We start from the raw sequence: 13095 nt of genomic DNA, 5'->3' as shown, positions 1-13095 counted from the left end.
TGAGTGACAAAAGGAGGGCTCCCCAGGGAGGCTCACGATGTGACGAGTCGACTCCTCTTAACTTCTCCTGAGATTCGGACGCGTCGCCCAGCGGGCGGTCCAGCGTGTTCGCCACCCATGGAGGTCGTTGGATGAATCGCCGTCCCCGGGTCGCAGCCTCGCTGGCGGGCGCGGTCATCGCCCTCGCGTCCCCGTCGGCGGACGTCGCCGCGCAGGCGTCCGCACGGCATGCGTTCGGCTCCCTGTGGATTCAGGACGGGGACGGCGTGGGGGAGGGAGGACACCACGACCACAATCCCCCGCGTGACTGCCACAGTGCCCGCCGTGTCATCCTCATCGACCAGAGCTTCCGAATCATCCTGAAGAACGGCCGGCACGGGCCGGAGGCTCTCGTTCTCCAGGGGTCCACGTCATCCCCGTCCTCGTCGCCGGCAGCACCATGGGACAACTTCGCTCCTTCAACGTATTTGGACGTGAACTATCCCACCCAGACCAGCAACCAGTACGAGTGGCAGATTCGTGACTTCTTCAGGGAGCACCCGCTCTTCGTGGTGAAGGCGTTCGACCGCCACGAACGAGTCTTCTCCTTCCCGGCCACCCACTGCATCGACAAGCACGACGGCGGTGAGCGTGGTGACGGCGACCGCGGTGACGGCGCTCTTCTGTACGGGGGTGGAGCCGCCGACGGGAGCGACCCGTCCGGCTCCCCGTCACCCCAGGCGACGGACCGTCCTCAAGACGGCCAGTCTGCGTCGGAAACCCCCAGCTCCGGGGCCACCATCCCCCCTCCTCCGCGCTCCGCCGCGGCCGAAGGCAGGAGTAACCGCCTGCTGAGCGCGAAGCACGTCGGGATCGCGGTCGGCGGTTTGCTGGTGGTTCTGGGAGTGCTGGCCACGGCACGGCTCCGACGTCGTTCCGACACGTGACAGTCGGCCGAGGCTAGCGCCGCCGGTCGGTCGTGGCGGGCGGAGTGAAACCCATTGCGGCCAGGATCGGCAGGTTCGAGGTCAGCTGGTGCGCCGGCAGCTCCGCGTAGATCTCGTACGCGGCGTCCCAGGCCTGACGGGAGCGCTGTTCGCGCCCCAGTGCCCGGTGGGCGGCGGCCAGTCCCGCCAAGGCGTGGGCCCGCTGGGCGGGATAGCCTGTCAGGCGGCTGCTCACGGCGAGGGATCGTTCGTAATGGCCGACCGCCTCCTCCGGCCGCCCGAGGGCGTGCTCCGCCGCCGCCAGGGTGTTGAGCAGAGAGCAGTCCATCGGCCCGTTCCGCTGGGCCCTGGGCCGGGCGAGCACGCGGCTCGCGTGGTCCGATGCTTCCTGGTAGTGGCCCAGGAGCAGGTAGGTCGGGGCCAGGCTGGTACGGCAGAGGTCGGCCGTCCAGTCATCGGTCTCCGGGCCGTCGGCCGTCAGCAGGTCGAGGGCCTGCTCGTAGTACTCCCCGGCGTCGGCGTAGCGGCCCGTGAAGTAGTGGTAAGCGCCGAGGTTGGCCAGGGCCCGGCCTTCGGCGCACCGGTCGCCGGCGTTGTGGGCGAGGACCCTGGCCCGCTGGAATGTCCGCCGGGACAGGGTGAGTTCGCCCAGGGCGCCCCAGACGTGGCCCAGGTCGTTGAGGCCGTGCGCCTGGGCGCTCAGGTCGCCCAGGCGGCGGGCGGCGGCCACGGCCGTCCGGCCCAGGGCCACCCCTTCGGTCTGCGGCGAAGCGCGGTGGAGGTAGCTCCACAGCAGCGCGGGCAGTTTCCAGGCCGTTTCGTCGTCCCCGCGTTCGTGAGCGTGGCGGACGGTGGCGAGCAGGTTCGCCCGCTGGTCGTCGCACCACCGGGTGGCCTGTTCGGGGCCGGTGAGGTCGGCCACCCGCAGGCCGTCGGGCGGCGGGCCGAGGGGGACCCGCCGCCGCCCGGGGGTCAGCACCCGGGCAGCGGCGTGCGCGTGGTGCAGGCACCACGCGTGCCAGCGCTCGTGTAGTTCCCGCTGTTCCTCCGGGCTCTCCTCGCGGGCGCCCAGCTCGGCCGCGAAGAGCTTCAGCAGGTCGTGGAAGCGGTAGCGGCCCCGTGAGGGCTCGGCGAGCAGGTGGGCGGTGGTCAGGCGGCCGAGGAGCCGTTCGCACGCGTCGACGGCGTACGCGGACAGGGCCGCGGCGACGGGGGCGCTGATGTCCACCCCCGGGAACAGGCCGAGCCGGCGGAACAGGCGTCGGGCGGCGGGGTCGAGCGCCTGGTAGGAGACGCCGAAGGCCGATCGCAGGGAGGATCGGTCGTCACCGTCGGCCTCCAGGGCGCCCAGGCGGTCGGTGGAGGAGGCCAACTCGTCGGCGAAGGCGACGAGATCACGCTGCGGCCGATCGCGTAGCTGGGCCGCGGCGATGCCGAGCGCCAGCGGGAGGTGCCCGCAGGCGTCGAGCAGCCGGGCGCCGGCCTGCCGCTGCGCCTCGGCGGTGTCGGCGGTGTCGGCGGTGCCGGCGGTGTCGGCGCCCAGGATGCGGGCGAGCAGCGCCTGCCCCTCGGCGGGGGTGAAGCCGTCGAGCGCGACCCGGTGGGCGCCCTCGCGGGCGACGAGTCCGGTGAGACGGTCCCGGCTGGTGATCACGACGGCGCAGCCGCTGCCACCCGGTAGCAGTGGCCTGACGTGCTCCGGGCCGGCGGCGTCGTCGAGGACGACGAGCATCCGCCGCCCGGCCAGCAGCGACCGGTAGAGCGCGGACGCCTCGTCCAGCTGGGCCGGTATGGACTCGGCCGTCACGCCCAGCGCGCGCAGGAACGCCGCCAGCACCCCGTGCGGGGAGCGGGGGCCGGCGGCGGACCAGCCCCGCAGGTCCGCGAAGAGCCGTCCGTCGGGGAACCGCTCCCGCGTGAGGTGGGCCCAGTGCAGCGCCAGCACGGACTTCCCGACTCCGGCGGCACCCGTGATCACGGCGCACGGTGCCGCCGTTGGGCGGGCGCCGGGCTCCCCGGTGGCCAGCACCCGGTCCAGTATGAGTAGTTCGGGGGCGCGGCCGACGAACACGGAGAGGTCGGAAGGGAGTTGCTCGGGTCGCGGGTCCGCCGGCGCCGCCGCAGGGGCGACGCCGGTGGTCGGGGCGGTCCGGTCCGGACGGGCGGTCGGTGTCGGACGGGCGGTGGGCGCCGGTGAGGGTGTCGGTGCCGGACAGGGGAGGAGGAGGGCCCGTTGGAGGGCCTGGGCCTCAGGTGTCGGGTCCAGCCCGAGGTCCTCGGAGAGTCGGGAGGCATGGCGCCGGTAGGCCTCCAGCCCGTCGCCGTGTCGGCCCGAGCGGTGCAGGGCAGTCAGCAGCTGCCGCACCAGGCGGTCACGGAGCGGGAAATCGGCGACCAGACCGGTCAGTTCCGCGGCGACCTCGCGGTGCCGCCCCGCCTCCAGCTCCAGTTCGTAGAGCCGCTCCAGCACGGCCATCCGCTGCTCCTCCAGGCCAGCCGCGAGAGCGGCGAAGACCAGGCCGGGCAACCCGTCCAGCGCGGGGCCGCGCCACAGCTCCAGGGCTTCGCGCAACCGGGGGACGGCCTGCGCCGCGTCCAGGTCCGCTGCCGTCGCGACCCGGGAGGCGAACAGGCGGTGGTCCACCCGGGCGTCGTCCGCCACCAGCCGGTAGCCCGCGCCGTCGGTCACGATGGGGGAGGCCGCCCCCGTGCCGAGCATGCGGCGCAGCAGGCCGACCATGTTGCGGATCTGGCGGTCCGCCGTGGCCGGAGGGTCCTGGTCCCAGACCGTGTCGACCAGTCGGGCGACCGGGACGGTCCGGTTCGAGTGCGCCACGAGCATCGCCAGCAGACTCCGCTGACGGCGCCCGCCCAACCGTACGGGAGCGGCCCCGGCGCACACCTCCAGGGACCCCAGGATCCTGAACTCCATGTCCCCCCACCGGCGATACCGAGGCACCCCCCTTGAGAGGCGCCGGTGTTGACGAAGCGTCACCCCGCGCCCGGGTGTGTCACCTGAGCTGTCACGTGCCGGTACGCGGCAGCGCGCGTCACGATAAAGCAGTGATCAGATCATGCCAGAATCGTGCAGCCGATTGAGAGGGTTGCCGTGCACCGGCCGAAAGGCGCCGGTCTTCGACCCAGGAGTTGATCAACCATGGCACGCTCCCTCAAGCGCATCGGAGCCGTCCTCGCGGCGACGGCGATCGCACTGTCCCTGTCCGGCGCGGCCACGGCCGTCGCTCGACCCACGACGGCCGGAGACTCGACCCGACACTGCGTGGTGAACGCGCAGGGCGGCCAGGCGCAGTGCTTCGGCACCTACCGGGAGGCCATCAGCCATGCCACCGGCGGGCGGGTCGCCGACGCTCCGCCGACCGCCGCCGAGGCCGCCCGCGACAGCGCGTTCGCCAAGGAGCTGAACAGCCCGGCCGGCCTCTCCGACCTGGTGGTCCTGGGGACGATCTACCAGGACTTCTTCTTCGGGGGCCAATCGGTGACCTTCACCGGCCCGCACGCGTGCTACAACGGGAACGCCGCCGACTACTCCTTCGACATCCCCGCCCCGCTCCAGGACCACGTCTACTCGGTGCGCCCGTACGCCAACTGCTGGTTCAACCTGTTCACCGGATTCCAGGCCACCGGCTACGAGAGCCCCAGCTACAAGGGTGAGACCGTCTCGGTGGACGAGGCCTGGCGGACCCACTCCAAGTCGTTGACGCTCGGCTGAGCCACGGTCCCGACGTCCTTCCCCGGCAACCTCGGCAACCCCCCCCGCAGCCGCAGGGGCAAGGCCGGGGCAGGGGCGCATGACCTGCCAGCGGTACCTGTCCCGCATCGCCACCAGCGATGACGGGACAGAGCCGTTGGTGCAGAACTGGTCACCAGGTGATCAGGACGTAGCCGTCGCCCCGCGGGCTCCGGAGGCGTTCTGGGCGTTGGCGCCAGCGGCGCCGCTGGCGCTGTCGAGGTGGGGCCGCCGGCGGGGTCGAGTCCGGCGAGGGAGAGCGCCGGAACCTCCGGGCTGGCCGGAACGGGCCTGGGCCGATTCAGGCCAGCCGAAGGCCCTTTCGAGGCTCCTGACCTGTGGTGAGACTGGTGACCGCCGCCAGGGAGCACCTGCCCGGGGCAGCGCACCGGACCAGGTGTCACCGACCGCTGCTCCTGGAGGGCAGCCGTCACGGCCCGGTGTGTGCCGAGCACCACGCGCGGCCGATCCCACCCCTCTCTCCCCGCTGGAGCACCGTCATGCCTTCGAAGACGTCCAAGCTGCTGCGCGTCACGCTCGCCGCCGCCATCGCCGCCTCCGGTGCCGTGGTCGTCACGGCCGTCACCGCCGGGAGTTCGTACGCGGCGACGACCTCCTCGGTCGGCGGCCAGATCACCCGCTCGGAGATCCTCGCCCGCGCCCAGTTCTGGTACGGCAAGAACATCGGCTACGACCAGGGCGGCTCGTACCCGGACTCCTCCGGCCGCGGCTACCGCACGGACTGCTCGGGCTACGTCTCGATGGCCTGGCACCTCGGCACCAGCGCCAACACGCAGGGCCTCGCGGACAGCTTCACCTACCAGATCAGCCGCAGCGACCTGATGCCGGGCGACATCCTGAACTCGTACTACGACCACGTCATCCTCTTCGAGAAGTGGGACGACGCCGCCCACACCACCTTCTCGTACTACTCCTTCGGCAGCACACCGGTGAAGCACCGGACCGGCGTCTCGATCAACGCCGCGTCCCTCGACTCGCACCCGAACGGCGACTACAAGGCGCTGCGCTACAAGAACGTCGTCAACGACCCGGCGCCGGGTTCGGCGTGGGTTCCGGCGTTGGGTGACGGTGGTTCGGTGAGTGGTGCTGACGGCACGGCCTACACCTTCACCCGTACCGCCGCCGGCCATGTTCAGGTGACCGCCAAGTTTGCGGCCGGCAACTGGGCTACGGCCGATCTGACCAACGTCGTCGGCACGCCGGTCTCCGCGGGCGGAGCGCCCAGCGCGTTCGTTCAGAAGAACGGCACCGTCGGTGTGGTCAGTGCCAATGCTGCCAACGGCCATCTGCAGATCACCTACAAGAACACCTCCGACCAGTGGGCCACCAGCGATCTCACCAACCAGGTCGGCACCCCGGTCACCGGGGGTGCGATCCGTGCCACCACTGACCCTGACGGCACGCTCGCCATCTACTCCCGCGGTTCGGCCGACGGCGGTCATCTGAGTCTCACCGCCCTTCAGCCGAACGGCAGCTGGGCGACCGTCGACCTGACCAACATCGTCGGCACGCCGGTCTCCGCCGGTGGCGCGCCCTCGGCCTTCACCCAGAAGAACGGCACCGTCGGTGTGGTCAGTGCCAATGCCGCCAACGGTCATCTGCAGATCACCTACAAGAACACCTCCGGCCAGTGGGCCACCAGCGACCTCACCAACCAGGTCGGCACACCCGCCACCGACGGTGCCGTCAGCGCCACCACCGACCCCGACGGCACCCTCGCCATCTACTCCCGCAGCTCCCTCAACGGCGGCCACATCAACCTCACCGCCCTCCAGCCGAACGGTCAGTGGGCCACCGTCGACCTCACCAACATCGTCGGCACCCCCGCCAGCTGACCCCCAACCAGACCGACGGTGAAACGGCCCGGCCCTGAAGAGGCCCTGTCCCATCATCAGTGGTAGCGAAGCGTGACGGCGTCGCTGACAGCTCATGCGAGATGTCAACGAGCTTGTGAGTGTGGTGTTTTCGGGATTACGGGGCAGCGCCCGGTGACCGGTGTGTCTCCCAATCACGGAAGAGCAGCTCATGAGCGCCGCCGGCGTCAGGGCGTCAGGGCGATCGTGGGAGCGAGGCGAGGATGGCGTCGAGGCCGAACTCGAAGACGTCCCGCTGGGTGAAGGTCGGGAAGTCGACGGTGGTGGCGTGCATCGCCGGGTACACCTCGGCCGGGAGGCGGGCCCACTGTTGGCGGACCCGTTCCCAGTGCTGCGGGTCCTCGTCCCAGACCCGGCGGACGGGGTAGAGCGTGGCGCAGCCGAGGACGAAGCGGATCAGCGTGGCCAGCAGGCCGATCGCCGTCCGGTGGTCGACCTGCAGTCGCGCCAGGCGGGCGTAGATCTGTTCGGACATGCGGGCCTCGACGTCGCCGACTCCGTCGGAGGGGGCGTTGATCTGCAGGAGGGCCGGGTGCGTGATGAACAGCTCGAAGTAGGCGTGCATCACCTGCCGGAGCCATGCGACGTCGTCGAGGTCGGGGTCGGGCCACTGGAATCGGCTCAGCAGTTCCGCGGTGACGGCGAGGAGGATCGCGTCCTTGTCGCGGAAGTGCGTGTAGAGCGACATCGGGCGGACGCCGAGGTGGTCGGCGAGCCGACGGATGGTCACCGCGTCCAGTCCGTCGCGGTCGATCAGTTCGATCGCCGCGTGGACGATGGCCTCGGGGCTGAGGGTGCCGCGGGGTGCGCGAGCGGGCGCTGTCTTGTGCCTGGGCGATGACATTGGGGTTCCTGATTCGTTCGGGACCGCAGTTCCATTAGCGTACCGTACGCTGTACTGTTCCTGGATCGAGACTGATTCCAGGAGGCCGGATGTCCACGAACGCACTCCCCGCCGTTGCCTACGACCGAGCTGAGCGGATGCTGCTGCACAACCGATCCCGGCTCGCCCTGCGGGCCAAGGTGAAGCCCGTCTGGATCGGCGGCGGCGAGAGGTTCTGGTACCGGGTCGAGACCGAGCGGGGCGGCGAGTTCGTGCTGGTCGACCCCGCCGCCGGGACCCGGGGGCCGGCGTTCGACCCCGAACGGCTCGCCGCCGCGCTGGCGTCCGCCGCCGGCCAGCCGGTCCAGCCGTACGCACTGCCGTTCCGGGCGGTCGAGTTCGCGGACGGGACGGTCGCGTTCGACGCGTTCGGCGCGCGCTGGACCTGCCGGCTGGCCGACTACCGGTGCGCGCGGGACGAGAAGCACGCCGAACCCTCACCGCTGGAAGTCGCCTCGCCGGACAAGAAGTGGGCGGCGTTCCGCCGCGACCACGACCTGTGGGTGCGTTCGGCCGAGACGGGCGAGGAATTCGCGCTCACCGCCGACGGCACCGCGGATCGCAGCTACGCGGCCCACCCCGACGCGGCGGTCCCCACGCACCTGCTCGGCAAGCTCGGTCTTGCGGACATGCCGCCGGCGCTGCTGTGGTCGCCGGACTCGGCGCGCATCCTCACCCACCGCACCGACCAGAGCGATGTCGCCCTGATGCACCTGGTCGAAGCCGTCCCGCCGGATGGCGGCCGGCCGCGCCTGCGCAGCTACCACTACCCGGTCCCCGGCGAGCCGATGACCTGCGGCGAGTGGATCGTCTTCGACGTCGCGTCCCGGACTGTGACACCCGCCAAGACCGACCCGTTCCTGCTGCCCTACATGTCACCTGTCACGCTGAAGAAGGCGTGGTGGGCCAAGGACAGCACGGCCGTCTACTACCTGGATCAGCCCCGTGACCTCCGGACGCTGCGGCTGCACGCACTCGACCCGGCGACCGGCGAGGTGCGCACCCTGGTCGAGGAGCACGGCGACACGCGGGTGGAGGCCGCGCAGGAGATCACCCAGAAGCCGATCGTGCACGTGCTCGCCGGCGGCCGCGAGACGCTGTGGTACTCCCAGCGCGACGGCTGGGGGCACCTGTACCGCTACGAGGACGGGGAACTGGTCGAACAGCTCACCCGAGGGCCGTTCGCGGTGCAGCAGATCGTGCACGTCGACGAGGCGGAACGGGTCGCGTACGCCGTCGTCTCAGGACTGGTCCAGGCCGACCCGTACCGACGGTCGCTGGTCCGGGTCGGCCTGGACGGCGGCAGGATCGCCAAGCTCACCGACGACGATCTGGACCACGTGATCACCGCGCCGGAACACGGCCGCTGGTTCGTCGACTCCGCGTCGACCGTCGACACCCCGCCGACGATCACCGTGCGTGACCGGGGCGGAGCCGTGCTGGTCGAGCTGGAACAGGCCGACATCACACCGCTGCTGGCCGCCGGCTGGACACCGCCGGAGCGGGTCAGGACCCTGGCCGCCGACGGCGTCACCGAGATCTACGGCGTCCTCTACAAGCCCCACGGCTTCGACGCCGCGCAGCGCTACCCGGTGATCGACCACCCCTACCCGGGCCCGCAGATCCACCGGGTGGCGGCCTCCTTCGACCCGGGCGCCTATGGCTACGACGCCGAGGCGGTGGCGGCGCTGGGCTTCGCGGTGCTGGCCGTCGACGGCCGCGGAACGCCCGGCCGGGACAAGGCCTTCCACGACCACGCCCACCGCAACATGGGCAGCGCGGGTGCGCTCGAAGACCATGTCGCGGCGCTGCGCCAACTCGCGCAAGCGCGTCCGTGGCTGGACCTGGACCGGGTCGGCATCTTCGGCGTCTCCGGCGGGGGATTCACCACCGCCCGCGCCCTCCTGGCGTTCCCCGACTTCTACAAGGTCGGCGTGGCCGAGGCCGGCAACCACGACAACCGCCACTACCACGCGCTGTGGGCCGAGTCCTACGACGGACCGTTCGACCCGGACGCCGGGGCCCGGCTGTCCAACACCGAGCTGGCCGGGAACCTGGTCGGCAAACTACTGCTCGTCCACGGCGACATGGACGACAACGTGACACCGCATCTGACCATGCGGCTGGTCGACGCGCTGATCGACGCGAACAAGGACTTCGACCTGCTGATAGTCCCCGGCGTCGAGCACAGTTTCCTCGGCCGCAGCGGCTACGTCGCCCGCCGCCGTTGGGACTACCTGGTGCGCCACCTCATGCACCGCGAGCCGCCGGCCGGCTACCGGCTGGCGGACGTCCCGCTCTCCCTGGAACTGCTCGAAGCCCTCTTCAGCTGACGTGGAAAGGACCTTCCCCATGCCCACCTTCTCCGCCCGGGCCCGGCCCTTCTTCTTGAACCGCGAGTAGCCGCCGGCCCGGCCGACACGACGGCCCGGCCGGCGAGTCGAACCAGTTCCCGAACGCCGTGTCCGCATCGATGAACGCGGACTGGAACGCGTAGGTGGATACCTCATGCCACCGCGGACACGGCGCCGGCGGACCGTGGAACCCGTCTGCCGGATCGTCGGTCCGGGAGTCGCCTTCGATCGCGTCGAGGTGCTTCTTGATCGCGGCCTGCCCGGGAATCCGGACGTCGGCCTTCATCCTCGCCTCGGCCTCGCTCAGCCCACCTGCGACCAGCACCATCTCGTCGACGCCGGTCAGCCTTCGCCGGCGTTTCTTGACGATCTGCGGCTCGAAGCTGCCCTCACGGTCTCGGGGCACCTCGACCTCGACCGGGCCGGCGAGCACGTCGGCGGGTGCGACGGGGAGGTGGTGGCCGTAGGAGGTGTCCAGTTCCAGGTCCGTCATCAGGTCGGCGAATCGCCGACTCTCTCCCACGGCCTGACGGGGCTCATCAGAAGGAGCTGCTGCTTCCGGCGAAGGGGCTGGGCTCCGCCGAGGGGCTGAGCTCGCCCGGAGCGCTGGGCGCGGCCGGGGAACCGGGCGTGGCCGGGAGACTGGGTGTGGCCGAGGGGCTGAGCTCGTCCGAGCGGTTGGGCGTGGCCGAGGGGCTGGGTGCGGCCGAGGAAGCGGGCGTGGCCGAGGGGCTGAGCGCGTCCGAGCGGTTGGGCGTGGCCGAGGGGCTGAACTCGTCCGAGCGGCTCGGGTACGGCTGAGGGGCCGGCTGTGGCCGAGCGCCGGTGGGCGTGGCGGACGGGCTGGGTGAGGCTGAGGAACTGGGCTTGGCGGAGGGACTGAGCTTGGCGGAGGGGCTGGGCTTGGCGGAGGCGCTCGACGTTGCCGAGGGACTGGCCGAGGCCGAGGGGCTCGGGCGGGGGTCGTGGGGGCAGAGCACGTCGGGGTCTTTGAACCCGTAGCTCAGGCCCCAGTCCCTGTCGCAGCCGCCCCAGTAGGCTCTCACCCAGCCGCAGTAGGGGCCGCCGTAGCTGAAGCAACGGGGCACCGAGTCGTCCGAGTCCGGATCGGTGGAGGGTGACCAGGATGATTCGGCTTCGCTCTGCGAGGTGCCGAGGGCGTTGACCGTGCGGACCTGGGTGGCATCGGAACTCTGGGCCGTCCCGCCCGTGAAGAAGAGGGCCAGACCGAAGGCTGAGGCGGAGGCCGCCACGATTGAAGCGGCGAGAGCGCGGCGGGTGGAGCGCATGACTGGTCCTCTTGGCTTCGTGGTCTGTGGCACGTGGGATTGCACTCCGGGCACGAGCACCGCCGCTGTGAGCGCCGGAGTTAAACATATGGTCGGAAGACAGTTCAATAGTCGGCGAAGCGCCGCTCAGGCGGCCTTGCCTCGGTTTTTCACTCGAAGAGACTCGCCTCGACCCACGTGCCGAGACCGCGCGCAGATCTTCGCCGACGGGGGCCTCTGCCGGGCCCGGTGACCGGCGATCGACACGGTCAACGCAGGGAGCGGATCGCCGGGCTCGTGGCGACCAGGCCGGCGCACGCCAGGACGGCGCTGCCACAGACCAGGAACAGGGCCGTGGTGCCGTAGGGGAGCAGGGCGCCGGCGATCACGTAGGAGAACGGGTCGAACGCCACCGTGGCCAGCACGACGAGACTGAGCACTCGGCCCAGCAGTTGCTCGGGCACCCGCTCCTGCAGAGTGGCCACGACGACCACTCCGAGGAACCCGGATCCGAGGCCGATCAGCGAGACGACGGCGGTTGCGGCGACGACGTGGGTGACGGCGGCGAGTGCGGCCATGCCTGCGCCGATCGCCGCGACACCGCCGACCACGGTCCGGCCGCGCCGGGCGGGCGGCCGCCACCCGGCCATCAGCGAGCCGGCCAGTGAGCCGGCACCGAAACCGGAGAGCAGGATGCCCAGGGATCCCGCGCCGCCGAGGCGTTGATCGGCGAGCACCGCGCCGCCCACCAGCACGGGGCCCACGACCGCGATGTTGATCAGGGCGATGGCGGCCAGCATCCCTCGCACCAGTGGTTCGTGCCAGGCGTATCCCAAGCCCACGCCGAGGGCACGCGCACTGCTGAACTGCTCGCCGTCGACGGCGGCCGGACCGGCGTCGACCCCGGCACCTTCGCCACGTCGTACCACCCGGATCAGCGTGCTGAGGACGACGGCGGCCAACACGGCCATCGCCACGATCCCACCGAGCGTCGCGGCGAAGCCGACTGCGGCGATGCATCCGGCGGCCACCGCCGGGCCGACCAGGTCGCCCCCCGACTCCGCGCCCTGCACCAGCCCGTTGACCCGGGAGAGCTTGTCGGTCGGCACGACGGCGGGTAGCAACGCCAGGGCCGCCGGGAAGTACGCGGCGTCGGCGGCGCCGAGCAGGCCGCCGAGCAGCGCGACCGTCGTCAACGACGGTGAGGTGAAGGTGACCAGGGCGCCGAGGGCGAGCAGGACGGCGGCCCGGAGCCAGGCGGCGCCGGCCACGACACGGGCGGGACCGAGGCGGTCGACCAGTACTCCCGCAGGAGGCAGGAGCACCGCTCGCGGCAGCGCCACGGCCACCAGAACCAACCCCGTGGCGAATCCGGGTTCCGACAGGTCGAGCACGAAGAGCGTGAGCCAGACGATGAACAGAGCATCGACCACGGCCGCCAGCCCTTGACCCACGATCAGGCGGCGCAGGTGCGAATCGCCGAGCGGTTCGCGCGGAAGGGGCGGGGCAGTCGGCTCCGTTGTCATCGGTGGCTCTCCGGGGCTCGGGTACGGGGCATCAGCCATGGCGTGGCGGCGGCCCACCGGCAACGCCGGCGGGTCCGGCGCCGGGTGTCACTATGCGACGTGGGTGCCCCCATCGAAGAGCCGTCCCGGCGGCGGTCACCGGTGCTCGGCGACGTAGTTCACCGCGTCGCCGACGGTCCTCAACCCCGTGACCCGGTCGTCCGGGATCTTCACCTCGAACCTGTCCTCGACCGCCACGGCGATCTCCATCATGGCCAGGGAGTCGACGTCGAGGTCGTCGGTGAACGACGTCTCGGCGCTCACCTCGGCGGAGTCGATGCCGAGGACCTCCTCGACGATCTCGGCAATGGCGTTGAGGATGTCGATGTAGTCCACCACGGGTTCCTCTCTCTGGGGATGGGGATGGGGTCGGCGTCGATCATCGGTCGGTGAGGAGCCCCGGTGCGGCGAGCCCCGGTGGGGCGGGCCCCGGTGCGGCTGGCCTCGGCGGGGACG

General features: G+C 71.3%; 9 protein-coding genes and 1 pseudogene. 5 read left to right on the top strand and 5 right to left on the bottom strand.

Going from position 1 to position 13095, the window contains the following annotated elements:
- Positions 1 to 131 precede the first annotated feature (131 nt).
- Positions 132 to 926 (top strand): hypothetical protein, encoded by a 795-nt coding sequence (locus tag ACFVX9_RS00630; RefSeq protein WP_380478732.1) that lies wholly within the window; start codon positions 132 to 134, stop codon positions 924 to 926.
- 13 nt (positions 927 to 939) lie between these two features.
- Here ACFVX9_RS00630 and ACFVX9_RS00625 read toward each other — a convergent pair whose 3' ends face one another.
- Positions 940 to 3858, bottom strand: coding sequence for a BTAD domain-containing putative transcriptional regulator (locus ACFVX9_RS00625; RefSeq protein ID WP_387979641.1), 2919 nt, complete (start codon positions 3856 to 3858; stop codon positions 940 to 942).
- A gap of 225 nt (positions 3859 to 4083) precedes the next feature.
- On the opposite strand from ACFVX9_RS00625, the gene ACFVX9_RS00620 reads away from it, so the two are divergent.
- Together ACFVX9_RS00620 and ACFVX9_RS00615 are read left to right on the top strand one after the other, a co-directional pair.
- On the top strand, positions 4084 to 4656 hold the full coding sequence (locus tag ACFVX9_RS00620; protein ID WP_380375797.1) for a hypothetical protein: 573 nt from the start codon (positions 4084 to 4086) through the stop codon (positions 4654 to 4656).
- 518 nt (positions 4657 to 5174) lie between these two features.
- On the top strand, positions 5175 to 6530 hold the full coding sequence (locus ACFVX9_RS00615; protein WP_387979639.1) for a hypothetical protein: 1356 nt from the start codon (positions 5175 to 5177) through the stop codon (positions 6528 to 6530).
- 214 nt (positions 6531 to 6744) lie between these two features.
- Here ACFVX9_RS00615 and ACFVX9_RS00610 read toward each other — a convergent pair whose 3' ends face one another.
- Positions 6745 to 7413: a TetR/AcrR family transcriptional regulator gene (locus tag ACFVX9_RS00610; RefSeq protein WP_380375793.1), complete on the bottom strand. Its 669-nt coding sequence runs from the start codon at positions 7411 to 7413 to the stop codon at positions 6745 to 6747.
- Positions 7414 to 7502: 89 nt separating this feature from the next.
- Here ACFVX9_RS00610 and ACFVX9_RS00605 point away from each other — a divergent pair, with 89 nt between their 5' ends.
- Positions 7503 to 9785, top strand: a complete 2283-nt coding sequence (locus ACFVX9_RS00605; RefSeq protein ID WP_387979636.1) for a DPP IV N-terminal domain-containing protein — start codon at positions 7503 to 7505, stop codon at positions 9783 to 9785.
- Between the two features lie 313 nt (positions 9786 to 10098).
- Here ACFVX9_RS00605 and ACFVX9_RS00600 read toward each other — a convergent pair.
- Positions 10099 to 10254: pseudogene (locus tag ACFVX9_RS00600) on the bottom strand (transposase); the annotation flags it as partial.
- 182 nt (positions 10255 to 10436) lie between these two features.
- On the opposite strand from ACFVX9_RS00600, the gene ACFVX9_RS00595 reads away from it, so the two are divergent.
- On the top strand, positions 10437 to 10607 hold the full coding sequence (locus tag ACFVX9_RS00595; RefSeq protein WP_380375789.1) for a hypothetical protein: 171 nt from the start codon (positions 10437 to 10439) through the stop codon (positions 10605 to 10607).
- A 736-nt stretch (positions 10608 to 11343) separates the two neighbouring features.
- Here ACFVX9_RS00595 and ACFVX9_RS00590 read toward each other — a convergent pair.
- Positions 11344 to 12600, bottom strand: coding sequence for an MFS transporter (locus ACFVX9_RS00590; RefSeq protein ID WP_387979634.1), 1257 nt, complete (start codon positions 12598 to 12600; stop codon positions 11344 to 11346).
- 135 nt (positions 12601 to 12735) lie between these two features.
- On the bottom strand, positions 12736 to 12978 hold the full coding sequence (locus ACFVX9_RS00585; protein ID WP_063351933.1) for an acyl carrier protein: 243 nt from the start codon (positions 12976 to 12978) through the stop codon (positions 12736 to 12738).
- Between the last annotated feature and the right edge of the window lie 117 nt (positions 12979 to 13095).

Source organism: Kitasatospora sp. NPDC058243, from assembly GCF_042882025.1.
Taxonomy (GTDB): Bacteria; Actinomycetota; Actinomycetes; order Streptomycetales; family Streptomycetaceae; genus Kitasatospora.
The sequence above is the reverse complement of the archived record's forward strand: the minus strand, read 5'-3'. Positions and strand labels throughout refer to the sequence as shown.

What these genes read in the sequence shown, in the direction of transcription:
- ACFVX9_RS00630 (WP_380478732.1), top strand. Translation starts at nt 132, where the DNA reads ATGAATCGCCGTCCCCGGGTCGCAGCCTCGCTGGCGGGCGCGGTCATC.
- ACFVX9_RS00625 (WP_387979641.1), bottom strand. Translation starts at nt 3,858, where the DNA reads ATGGAGTTCAGGATCCTGGGGTCCCTGGAGGTGTGCGCCGGGGCCGCT.
- ACFVX9_RS00620 (WP_380375797.1), top strand. Translation starts at nt 4,084, where the DNA reads ATGGCACGCTCCCTCAAGCGCATCGGAGCCGTCCTCGCGGCGACGGCG.
- ACFVX9_RS00615 (WP_387979639.1), top strand. Translation starts at nt 5,175, where the DNA reads ATGCCTTCGAAGACGTCCAAGCTGCTGCGCGTCACGCTCGCCGCCGCC.
- ACFVX9_RS00610 (WP_380375793.1), bottom strand. Translation starts at nt 7,413, where the DNA reads ATGTCATCGCCCAGGCACAAGACAGCGCCCGCTCGCGCACCCCGCGGC.
- ACFVX9_RS00605 (WP_387979636.1), top strand. Translation starts at nt 7,503, where the DNA reads ATGTCCACGAACGCACTCCCCGCCGTTGCCTACGACCGAGCTGAGCGG.
- ACFVX9_RS00590 (WP_387979634.1), bottom strand. Translation starts at nt 12,600, where the DNA reads ATGACAACGGAGCCGACTGCCCCGCCCCTTCCGCGCGAACCGCTCGGC.